This is a genomic window from Microbacterium phyllosphaerae, from assembly GCF_017876435.1.
GTDB classification, from domain to species: domain Bacteria; phylum Actinomycetota; class Actinomycetes; order Actinomycetales; family Microbacteriaceae; genus Microbacterium; species Microbacterium phyllosphaerae.
This window is the reverse complement of sequence record NZ_JAGIOA010000001.1, coordinates 926,052-937,162: the sequence shown is the minus strand read 5'-3', so window position 1 is coordinate 937,162 and position 11,111 is coordinate 926,052. Positions and strand designations below refer to the sequence as shown.

The 11,111-nt window shown below is 68.8% G+C and carries 9 protein-coding genes; 1 reads left to right on the top strand and 8 read right to left on the bottom strand.

Annotated features, from left to right (window positions below; translation table 11 throughout):
• Nucleotides 1-22: 22 nt before the first annotated feature.
• The 4 genes from JOF42_RS04455 to JOF42_RS04440 all read right to left on the bottom strand — a co-directional run bounded on the left by JOF42_RS04455 (nucleotide 23) and on the right by JOF42_RS04440 (nucleotide 5,971).
• A complete protein-coding gene (locus JOF42_RS04455; RefSeq protein ID WP_210096756.1) occupies nucleotides 23-934 on the bottom strand; it encodes a sugar ABC transporter permease in 912 nt (303 codons plus the stop codon).
• Complete coding sequence (locus JOF42_RS04450; protein ID WP_210096755.1) at nucleotides 934-2,556, bottom strand: ABC transporter permease subunit; 1,623 nt, start codon at nucleotides 2,554-2,556, stop codon at nucleotides 934-936. Before JOF42_RS04450 ends, JOF42_RS04455 begins: the two co-directional genes overlap by 1 nt.
• Before the next feature lie 63 nt (nucleotides 2,557-2,619).
• Nucleotides 2,620-3,846: a sugar ABC transporter substrate-binding protein gene (locus tag JOF42_RS04445; protein WP_210096754.1), complete on the bottom strand. Its 1,227-nt coding sequence runs from the start codon at nucleotides 3,844-3,846 to the stop codon at nucleotides 2,620-2,622.
• 115 nt (nucleotides 3,847-3,961) lie between these two features.
• Nucleotides 3,962-5,971 (bottom strand): beta-galactosidase, encoded by a 2,010-nt coding sequence (locus JOF42_RS04440; protein WP_210096753.1) that lies wholly within the window; start codon nucleotides 5,969-5,971, stop codon nucleotides 3,962-3,964.
• A 214-nt stretch (nucleotides 5,972-6,185) separates the two neighbouring features.
• Between JOF42_RS04440 and JOF42_RS04435 the strand changes: the two genes are divergently transcribed.
• Nucleotides 6,186-7,193, top strand: a complete 1,008-nt coding sequence (locus JOF42_RS04435; RefSeq protein WP_210096752.1) for a LacI family DNA-binding transcriptional regulator — start codon at nucleotides 6,186-6,188, stop codon at nucleotides 7,191-7,193.
• A gap of 14 nt (nucleotides 7,194-7,207) precedes the next feature.
• On the opposite strand, the gene JOF42_RS04430 is transcribed toward JOF42_RS04435, so the two are convergent.
• The 4 genes from JOF42_RS04430 to JOF42_RS04415 all read right to left on the bottom strand — a co-directional run bounded on the left by JOF42_RS04430 (nucleotide 7,208) and on the right by JOF42_RS04415 (nucleotide 11,107).
• Nucleotides 7,208-8,074: an alpha/beta fold hydrolase gene (locus JOF42_RS04430; RefSeq protein WP_210096751.1), complete on the bottom strand. Its 867-nt coding sequence runs from the start codon at nucleotides 8,072-8,074 to the stop codon at nucleotides 7,208-7,210.
• A gap of 216 nt (nucleotides 8,075-8,290) precedes the next feature.
• Nucleotides 8,291-9,247, bottom strand: a complete 957-nt coding sequence (locus tag JOF42_RS04425; protein ID WP_210096750.1) for a siderophore-interacting protein — start codon at nucleotides 9,245-9,247, stop codon at nucleotides 8,291-8,293.
• Nucleotides 9,237-10,037 carry an ABC transporter ATP-binding protein gene (locus JOF42_RS04420; RefSeq protein WP_210096749.1) on the bottom strand — a complete coding sequence of 267 codons (801 nt, stop codon included), beginning with the start codon at nucleotides 10,035-10,037 and terminating at the stop codon, nucleotides 9,237-9,239. The genes JOF42_RS04425 and JOF42_RS04420 overlap by 11 nt, the downstream gene beginning before the upstream one ends.
• Complete coding sequence (locus JOF42_RS04415) at nucleotides 10,034-11,107, bottom strand: FecCD family ABC transporter permease (protein WP_210099077.1); 1,074 nt, start codon at nucleotides 11,105-11,107, stop codon at nucleotides 10,034-10,036. Before JOF42_RS04415 ends, JOF42_RS04420 begins: the two co-directional genes overlap by 4 nt.
• Between the last annotated feature and the right edge of the window lie 4 nt (nucleotides 11,108-11,111).

Sequence of the window (11,111 nt, the reverse complement as noted above, 5' to 3'; positions counted from 1 at the left end):
TCGAGCAGTGCGGAAGAGGGGATCAGCCCTTGACGGATCCCTGGGTGAGCCCGCCCACGATGTACTTCTGCAGCGAGAAGAACAGCGCGAGCACGGGCACGGCGGCGACCACGACACCGGCGGCGAACAGCCCCCAGCGCGAGGTCAGCTGGTTCGAGACCCACTGGTACATGCCGACGGCGAGCGTCCAGTTGTCCTCGGAGGTGAGGATGATCTTCGACAGGATGAAGTCGCCGAAGGCCGCGAGGAACGCGAGCAGCGCGACGACCGCGAGGATCGGCACGACCAGCGGCATGATGAGCCGCCAGAAGATCTGCGCGTGGCTGGCTCCGTCGATCTTCGCCGACTCGTCGATCTCGACGGGGATCGTGTTGAAGAAGCCGTACATGAGGAACGTGTTCGCGCCGAGAGCGCCGCCGAGGTACACGCAGATCAGGGCGATCTTCGAGTTGATGCCGAGGGCCGGCACGACATCGCCGATCGTCTGCAGCATCAGGAAGATCGCGATGAACGCGAGCGCCTGCGGGAACATCTGCAGCACGAGTAGCGTGGTGAGGCTGGCCCGTCGCCCGCTGAAGCGGAAGCGCGAGAACGCGTACGCACCGCAGGCGCCCATGAGCACCGAGCCGACCGCGGTCACGCCGCCGATCAGCAGCGTGTTGCCGAACCACACCCAGTAGCGCGATTCGCCGAGGGCGATGTAGTTGGCGGGGTCGAACGCACTGAACAAAGCGCTGGATGCCGCGAGGCTGCCGTTCGGGTTGAGTGACGCCGACAGCACGTACACGAGCGGGAACGCGGCGAAGAAGAGGACGCCGACGGCCAGGATGTACTTCCAGCCGACCTCGCTCCACCACCGACGCCGACGTGCACCGGCGCGGGCGGCCTGCGCATCCTTCGACGAACCGGTCACGATGACTCTGGTCTCACTCATCACTGGTACTCCTCGAGCTTGCGGGTCTGTCGGAAGCTCAGCGCTGAGATGAGACCGACCACGATGAAGGCGATGATCGACAGCGCGCTCGCGAGGCCGTAGTCGGCCGCACCACCCGAGACGCCCGAGACGTCGTAGATGGCCGAGACCAGGATGTCGGTCGAGCCCAGTGCGTACGGAGCGCCGGCGATGGCCGGCCCGCCGTTGTTGAACGTGTAGATCACGGTGAAGTTGTTGAACGCGACGGCGAACGAGGCGATCAGCAGTGGGGCGGTCGAGACGAGCAGCAGCGGGAGCACGATCGCGCGGAAGCGCTGGATCTTGTTCGCGCCGTCGATCTCGGCGGCTTCCATCGTCTCGCCCGGCAGCGACTGCAGGGCACCGGTGCAGACGAGGAACCAGTACGGATAGCTCAGCCAGACGTTCACGAAGATCACCGCAGCGCGGGTGAGCCACGGGTCCCCGAGCCAGTTGATGTGGGCTCCGAAGAAGAGCAGGTCGTTGATCACGCCGAACTCGGCGTTGAACATGCCGCGGAACAGCAGCGCGGCCATGAAGGCGGGGAACGCGTAGGGAAGGATGAACAGCGCCCGCAGGAACCGTCGCCCCTTGACGCGCGGGTCGTTGTAGACGATCGCGAGTCCGAGCCCGACGGCGAAGCTCAGCACGACCGAGAGGATCGCGAACGCGAAGGTCCAGACCGTGACGCTCAGCAGGGTGCCGGCGAGGTTCGCATCCGTCAAGAGCTTCAGGAAGTTCGCGAAGCCGACGTTCACCGACCACCCGGTCGGCAGCGCCGTGCCGTCTTCGGCGACGAACGCTCCGAGATCGGTGGCGGTGTAGACCGTGCCCGACTGCGTGTCGGTGATGGTCTGCGCCTCGGCATCCCACACCAGCGTCGGCTCGTAGACCGAGCCGGTGGATCCTTCGCGAGTGCGGATCGAGCCGTCGTTCGGGTCGTCCGAGACCGGGACCCGGAGGTCCTTGATGGCCGCACCGAGCGTCGGATCCGTCAGCACGGTCGCCCGCGGGATGACGGTCCAGCCCGGAACCTCGCTCGGGGCGCCGGTGGTGCCGACCTCGGCTCCGGAGACATCGGAGAGCGGCACCGTGGCCGACCCGACCTGCACGTCGCCGTCGTCGTCGACGATCGCGAAGCCGAGCTCGCCGCCACGCTCGACGATCGACAGCGGATAGTCGGCCGACCCGTCGACGCGGCGCTCACCCTGGATCAGCGCGGCCTCGACCGCCTGCTCCTGCGTGCCGACGTGGCCCGTGCCGTAGTTCGTGAAGGCGATGTAGGCCGTGTACCCGAAGATGAAGACCTGGAAGACGAGCAGGAAGATCAGCCCGGGGAGCAGGTACTTCAGCGGCAGAGCCTTGCGAGTGAAGTACACCCAGTCGGCGATGATGACGAGCAGCACGACCACGCCGAGGACGATCCACGACTCGGCGCTCCAGGCCGAGATCGCCGTCATGATGCCGAAGGCGTTGACGAGCGCCATGAGGGCGAGCTTGAGGAGGAAGCCCCAGCCGAGGCCGCGGAAACGGCGGGCGTGGGATTCGCGCGAGGGCTTCACCACGGGGGTGGGAGCCTGCGTGGGCGGTGCCTGGATCGTCATGTGTGCGTCCTGTCTGCGGATCGCAGGATGGGGAGGGATTCGGGCCCTCCCCATCCGGCAGGATCAACCGGCGAGAGTCGTCTCGAGGTCGGTGACCATGGCGTTCCACGTCGACACCGGGTCGGCGCCGTTGATGATCTGCGCCTGCGCGGCGTTCCAGAGATCCCACACCGAGCCCATCTCAGGGATCGACGGCATCGGGACGCCGCTCTGCGCGGAGGCCACGAAGCCGGCCGTGATCGGGTCGGACGAGACCTCGTCGGCGAGGGTGCTCCACGCGGGGATGCGGGGGTCGGCCTCGTACAGCGCACGCTGCGCGTCTTCGGTGCCGAGGTAGTTCACGAGGAACTCCTGGGCCAGAAGCGCGTTCTTGCTCTTGCTCGAGAGGTAGAAGCCCTGCACACCGACGAACGGCGCGGCGGTCTCGCCGCCGGCCGACGGGATCGGGTTCACGGCGACGTCGATGCCCTCGAACGCGCTGATCGCCCACGGTCCCTGGATCGTGTACGGAGCCTTGCCCGACGCGAAGAGCTCGTTGTTGATGTCGTAGTCGACGGTGGTCGAGATGTAGCCGGTGCCCTGGGAGCCGTTGGCGCCGAGCCAGCTCGCGAAGGCCTCACCGGGGGCACCGCCCATGCCGACCTCGCTCGTGTACGAGCCGGTGTCGTCCTGCACGAAGACCGGGGCGCCGAACGAGGTCTGCAGTCCGTACATCGTGTAGCCGTCGCCGGTCTCGCCACCGGTGTTGATGACGAACGGACGCTCGGTGCCTGCCGCGATGCCCTTGGCGATCATGTCGTCCCAGGTCGCCGGAGCCTCGGCGCCGACGAGGTCGACGTTCTGCACGAGCGCGATCGTCTCGAGCGAGTACGGCAGCGCGTAGAGCTGGCCGTCGTAGGTCATGGCGTCGAGGGCGACCTGCTCGAACTCCGACGACTTGTCACCGAGGTCGATCGTGTCGACGACACCGGCAGCGACGAGCGCGCCGAGCCAGTCGTGGGCGCCGACGGTGATGTCGGGGCCCTCTCCTGTCGGGACCTGAGCGATGAAATCGTTGCGGAGGTCCTCGAAGTTCTTCTGCACGAGGGTGACCTTCGCTCCGGTCTCCTCCTCGAAGGCCTCGGCGGCGGCCGTGATCGCGGCTTCGCGCTCCGCGTCCGTCCAGATGACGAGCTCAGCGCCGTCGCCCGAGACGGCGTCGTCGCCGCCCTCCGGTGCGCCGGCCGAGCAGCCTGCCAGGAGGACGACGGCCGACAGAGCGAGTGCGCCGACTCCGATGTGCTTGCGCATGCGTTTTCCTATCTGTTGTGGCCGACGATGCGCTTCGCGTCATCGCGACCGGGTGAGTGGGTGGTGCTGGTGTTCGGGTAATGCTGAGTGGTGCGGGTGGTGCTGAGTGGTGCGGTCAGGGGGTGGTGGTGCGGATGACGGCGACGCCGCCCGCCGCGATCGTCAGGGCGCCCGAGATCTCGGCGCCGGTGAGCAGATCGACACCTGAGGCCTCGAGCTCGACGTCGTCGTCGCGGTGGTTCACGGCGATGCGGTAGACCGCGTCGGCGCCGTGGCGCGTGATGACCTCGAGGCCTTCCGCGATGCCGGACGGTGCGATGTCGGCATCCGCGTAGACCTCGTGGAGGAGCGCGCGCATGCCCGCGGCATCCAGCCGGGTGCCGACATACCAGCCGGTGCCCGAGCCGTGCACGTTCCGGGTGATCGCCGGTTCGCCCTCGCCGGGACCGCCGGCGAAGTTGGCGACGACCTCGGCTCCTTCGAGCGCGATGTCCTCCTGCCAGACGTCGGCGACGACGCCCTCGTGGTCGACCCAGTCGAGCCCGTGGCTCTCGCCCTCGCGCAGCGGCAGGAACTCCTCGACCGTGAGACCGAGCGCATCGCGCAACGGGGCGACGAAGCCCCCGGCGTGCACGGCGTCGTTCTCGTCGACGATCGCGGAGAAGAACGACACCAGCAGCGTGCCGCCGTCGCTGACATACGAGGTGAGGTTCGCGGCGTCCGCGGTGCTCAGCAGGTACTGCGCCGGGGCGACGACGAGGCGGTAGCCAGAGAGGTCCTGTCCGGGGAGCGCGAAGTCGACCGTGATGCCGTCGCGCCAGAGCTGCTCGTAGAAGCGGCGCACCTGGGCCGCGTGCGTGACGTCTTCGGAGGGCCGCCATTCGAGATCCTGCGCCCAGAACGACTCGAAGTCCCAGAGGATCGCGACGTCGGCCTTCACGGTGGTGCCTTGCACCTCGTCGAGGCGGCCCAGCGCCGCGCCGAGGTCGACGACCTCGCGGAACACACGGGACTCGGCTCCGGCGTGCGGCAGCATCGCGGAGTGGAACTTCTCGGCGCCCGAACGACCGGCCCGCCACTGGAAGAACAGGATGCCGTCGGCACCGCGGCCGAGGTGGGTCAGCGAGTTGCGCGTCATCTCGCCGCGGCGCTTGGCGATGTTGCGCGGCTGCCAGTTGACGGCCGAGGTGGAGTGCTCCATGAGGATCCACGGCTTGCCGCCGCCGACCGAGCGGCTGAGGTCGGCGGCGATCGCCAGACCGATGTGCGCGTCCTCATCGGCCGCCCACAGGTAGTGGTCGTCCGAGACGATGTCGACCTCGCGGCCCCATGCCCACAGGTCGGTCGTCCAGCTCTGGTTGGCCATGAAGTTGGTCGTGACCGGCTGGTCGGCGTGGACGCGGATCGCGTCGCGCTCGGCGATGAAGCACGCGCGCAGCTGGTGATCCGTGAAGCGCGCGAAGTCGAGGCGCTGCGCGGGGTTCACGACGCTCGGGGCGATGGCCGGGGCACCCACGTGCTCCCAGGCCGAGTAGTGCTGACCCCAGAAGGCGGTGCCCCACGCGCTGTTCAGCGCGTCGAGCGAACCGTATTTCTCCTGGAGCCAGAGCCGGAAGGCGGCGACCGCGTTCGGCGAGTAGTCCTCGCCGACGGGAACACCGTACTCGTTGTGCACGTGCCACAGCACGACGGACGGATGCTGCGCGTAGCGCGCCGCGAGAGCATCCGCGATCCGCACGATCGCCTCGCGGTAGGCGGGCGACGAGTGCGAGGCCATGCCGCGGGAGCCGAAGCCCATCGTGCGCCCCTCGCGGTCGATGACGTGAGCGTCGGGGTTCTTCGCGAAGAACCAGGCCGGCGGCGATGCCGTCGGGGTGCCGAGGTCGACCGCGATGCCGTTCTCGTGCAGCAGATCGAGCAGCTCGTCGAGCCAGGTGAAGTCGAACTCGCCCTCGGCGACCTCGATGAGCGCCCACGAGAAGATGCCCACGCTGACCAGGTTGACGCCGGCCTCGCGCATCAGGATGACGTCTTCACGCCACGTCTCGGGCGACCACTGCTCGGGGTTGTAGTCGCCGCCATAGGCGATTCCGCGCAGGTCGGGCCAGGCGTGGGGGGAGGTCATCGGCACTCCATCGGGTCGGTGCGGTCGTGGTGCGGTCCCGACATGCTGTCGCTCATTCGACTGGGACCGGTCTCAGCCTGACTCATGAGACATGACTGGGACCGGTCTCAGTTCTACCCCAGGTGCACTCGTGATCACAACCGCCGTTACCGAACTGAGACCGGTCCCAGTTTCGACTACCGCTGGACGGGATGCTGTGGGTAGAGTCACAGCGATGAGTGATGTCAGCGCGAAGCGCAAGCCGACGATCCGCCAGATCGCGGCGCAGGCGGGGGTGTCCCGCAGCACGGTCTCGCGCGTGATCAACGGCGGGCACTGGGTGTCGCCCGACGCCAGACAGGCCGTCGAAGAGGCGATCCTCGCCACCGGGTACACCGCGAACCATCACGCCCGCAGCCTCGCCACCGGTCGCGCCGGTTCGCTCGCCTTCCTGCTCACCGAGCCGCAGCAGCTGCTGTTCGACGACCCGACCTTCGCGCTGCTGCTGCGCGGCGCCGCCGAAGCTCTCGCCCAGCGCGCGATGACGCTGGTGTTGCTCGTGGCCGGAACGCCCGCCGAGCGCGAGAGCGTCGCACAGTTCCTCAGCGCCGGGCACGTCGACGGCGTCATGCTGATCTCGTCGCACGAGTCGGATCCCCTGCTCGACCAGCTGATCGAGGTCGGAATCCCCACCGTGTGCTGCGGCCTGCCCCTCGGACACGAACGAGAGCTCTCGACGATCTCGGTCGACGAAGTCGCCTCCGCGCGCACGATGGCCGCGCACCTCGTGGCGCAGGGACACCGTCGCATCGGCATGATCACCGGCCCCGACGACACCCCCGGCGGGCGCTACCGCCTGGTCGGATTCCGCGAAGAGCTCGGCGAGCTGTTCGACGAATCTCTGGTCGAGGTCGGCGACTACTCGTACGACTCAGGGCAGGCCGCCATGACCCGGATGCTCGAGCACGACGTCGACGCCGTGTTCGCCGCCTCCGACCGGATGGCCGCAGGAGCCATCGCCGCCGCCCGCCGAGCAGGACGCCGCGTGCCCGAGGACATCGCGATCGCCGGCTTCGACGACTCGGGCCTCGCCGCCACCCACGAGCCGCCGATCACGACCATGCGCCAGCCGTGGGATCAGATCAGTGCGCAGATGGTCGCCGTGCTGCTCGAGGTCATCGCGGGGGCATCACCTCGCTCCGTCGTCCTCGACACCGAGCTCGTGGTGCGCGCGAGCGCGTAGTCCGCTGTCGGGCTCTACGACCGGTCGAGGACCTCGCGGAGCGTGGCGGCGAACGCCTCGGGCTGGCCGGCGTAGCCGAACTCGCCACCCATGAAGCCGCCGTGATGACTGGGGAAGACCGTCACCTGCTGGCCGAGTGCCTCCGCAAGGGCGATCGACGTGCGTCCGGTGTAGACCTTCACCGACTCCTCGCCGACGGCCACGACGATCCTGGTCGGCGACGCCTTCAGCGCCTCGATGTCCGGAACGTAGAGGGGCACCGCCCACGAGAGCTCGGACAGCAACGGGTCGTCCCGGCTGCCGTCATCCTCGGTCGGCATCCCGAATGCTGCAGGGTCGGGCGCTGGCCGAGAGAGGAACTCGTCGGTGACCTCGCCCTCCCACGCCGTCATCGCGACGAAGGCGGCCATCCCGGCGCCCCATCCGTGGTCCTGATACGCCTGCGTGTAGGCCACCCGGGCTCGATGCACCGCGTCGGCATCCGGAAGCACGCTGTCGATCGGCGGCTCGTGCGCGACGAGCGTCGCCACGTCGTGCGGATGCTCCGTGACCAGGGCGAGCGCGGTCACCGCGCCACCGCTGCTCGCGAGCATGTCGACGGGTCCCGCCTCGAGAGCCTCGATGATCGCGTGCACGTCCTCGGCCTGGACCTCGGGTTCGTTCGTGACACCGCCGTCCTTGCGGGCGCTCCGACCCAGTCCGCGCGGGTCGTAGGTCACGACGGTGCGGTCGTCGAACAGCTTCACCTGGGCCTGGAATCCGCTCGCGTCCATCGGCTGGCCGATCATCATCAGCGGAGGGCGACCATCCGCCGTCGGCAGCGGCCCGTGCACGTCGTAGACGAGGTCGACCTCGGGGAGCTCGAGTGTGTGCTGCGTCATCAGGGGCCTCCTCGCCGGCGAACGATTCCACTGGGATGCTACGGCGCCGCCTCCGCGTGCGCCACCGGTTCGGTCGTCGTCCGCGTCGGCGCGAGCGCATGCCACGAAGGAGATCTCACGCGACGAAGGGTCGAACGCCGGATGCAGTCCTTCGTTGCGTGAGATCTCCTTCGTGGCGAGCGAAGCCCGAGCGTGGCCGACCGCGCGGAAGCCGCCTCAGCCGCGCATGGCGACGCCGCGTCGCCAGTAGCCCATGAAGGCCACTTGACCGCGATCGATGCCGAGATCCTTCACGAGGTGGCGGCGCAGCGTCGTGACGACGCCACTCTCGCCGGCGATCCAGAAGTAGCGCTCGGCCGGAGCATCCGCTGCCGCGATCTCCTCACCGAGACCCGAGTAGTCGGGTGTCTCCCAGAGCAGATCCTCGGACTCGATGTCCTTCACGTCGATCTCGTCACCGGCATCCGCATCGCCGAGGTACGCGAGCACGCCGGGAATGAGCCGCACGCCGTGGGGCTCGCCGATGTCGCGAGGCAGCCAGTGCACCTCGACGCCCGACGGAGCGTCAATGCGCAGGATGTCGGCGGGTGACGGCACCTCGAGGAACGCCACCCCACGCAGGTCGCGCGGGGCGTCCTCGAGGATGCGCGCGATCGCGGGAGCCGCCGTCTCGTCACCGGCGAGCACCACCGAGGTGGCCGTCCCCGGCTCGTACTCTGCACCGCCATGAGCGGATGCGGGCACACCGCGGCGCGGGCCGACGATGAACAGCTCCTGGCCGACGGCGGCCGCATCGGCCCAGCGCGACGCCGGTCCGGTGAGACCGGGGGCGAGATGCAGGACGAAGTCGACGTCGAGCTCGGTCCCGGCATCCGTGACCCGCAGCTCGCGCACCGAGTACGTGCGCATCGAGCCGCGCTCGTCTTCGGGCACGGCGAGGAACGAGCCCCACCAGTCGCCGGTCGAGCGGTCGAGATCGGGGAGGATGCCGGATGCCGGCGGGAAGACGATCTTGATGCGCGAGTCGAAGACGTCGCCCGGCGTGCCGAACTCGAACAGGTCTTCACCGCCGAACGTCACGCGCACGAAGTTCGGCGAGACGCGTTCGACGCCGCGCACCTCGGCGCGAGCCAGCACGTAGGTGGGGCGTTCGGTCGTGGTCTCAGCGGACATGATGCCTTCCGATCGGGGTGACCATCGGCTTACCCGAGACGGGGTCGATGGTGATCTGGTTCGCGAGGCCGAAGACCTCTTCGACGTGCTGCGCGGTCACGACATCCTGCGGGGTGCCGGTGACGTGCACACGGCCGTCCTTCATCGCGACGAGCTCGTCGGAGTAGCGCGCCGCGAGATTGAGGTCGTGCAGCACCATGACGATCGTGGTGCCGCGCGAGACGCTCAGGTCGGTGAGCAGGTCGAGCACCTCGACCTGATGAGCGACGTCGAGGAACGTGGTCGGCTCGTCGAGCAGCAGGATGTCGGTCTCCTGCGCGAGCGCCATCGCGATCCACACGCGCTGACGCTGGCCGCCCGACAGCTCGTCGACACTGCGGTCGGCGAGCTCGGTGGTGCCGGTCGCCGCGAGAGCATCCGCCACGACCTCGTAGTCGTGCGCGCTCCAGCGGGCGAGCATCTTCTGATGCGGATGCCGGCCGCGCCCGACGAGGTCGGCGACGGCGATGCCCTCGGGAGCCACCGGCGACTGCGGCAGCAGGCCGAGGATGCGCGCGACCTCCTTGGTCGGGCGCGCGTGCACCGACTTGCCGTCGAGCACGACCTGACCGGCGGTCGGCGAGAGCAGGCGAGCGAGCGAGCGCAGCAGCGTCGACTTGCCGCATCCGTTCGCTCCGACGATCGTCGTGATCTTGCCGGGGGCGATCTCGAGATCGAGGTTCTCGATGATCGTGCGGTCGCCGTAGGCGAGGGTGACGGCGTCGGCCGTCAGAGTGTGCGCCTCGGTCACAGGGAGCCTCCCGAGCGGTTGGTGCGGATGAGCAGATAGATCAGGTACGGAGCGCCGAGCACACCCGTGATGACGCCGACCGGGTAGCGCTCTCCGAACGCGAACTGGCCGATCAGGTCACCGCCGAGCACCAGGACGGCGCCGATGAACGCGCTCGGGACGAGCAGGTTCGCGCCGGGGCCGGTGATGCGCGCGGCGATCGGGCCCGCCATGAAGGCGACGAACGCGATGGGTCCGGTGGCGGCGGTCGCGAAGGCGAGCAGCGCGACCGCCCCGAGGATGAACAGCAGGCGGGTGCGGTTCACCCGCACGCCCAGTCCGGATGCCGAGTCGTCGCCCAGCTGCAGCGCTCCGAGCGCCCTGCCGTTCGAGAGCATGAGCGGCAGGATGACGGCAGCGGCGATCGCGAGAGGGAGCACGCGCTCCCACGAGGCGTTGTTCAGGCTGCCGGTGAGCCACTGCATCGCCGTCTGGATGTCCCAGCTCGCCGCGCGCGACAGCATGTACGAGATGATGCTCTGCAGCATCGCCGCGACGCCGATGCCGATCAGGATCAGCCGGGTGCCGGCGAAGCCGTTCTTGATCGACAGCAGATAGATGATCCCTGCGGTGAGGATCGCGCCGCCGAGGGCCATCAGCGAGACGACGGGTCCGTTGAGCGAGAGCACGACGATCCCCACGACGGCCGCAGCCCCGGCGCCGTTCGAGATGCCGATGATGTCGGGCGACGCGAGCGGATTGCGCAGCAGGGTCTGGAACGAGACGCCGGCGATGCCGAACGCGAAGCCCGAGAGGATCGCGAGCACCGCCCGCGGGAGCCGCAGCTCGCCGACCGTGAAGGATGCTCCGGGCACCGTCTGGCCCAGGATGACGCGGATGACCTCGTCGAGCGGGTAGAACGTGTTGCCGATCATCAGTGCCACGGCGAACAGGACCACCAGCAGCACGCCGAGCACGATCGTGGCGACCGCGTGGCGACGATGGCGGGAACGACGGCCGGCGATGATCGCCGCGACCTGGTCGCCTCGACTGTCGGATGCCGACGGGGTCTGGGCCGCAGCCCGGTCGATGGTG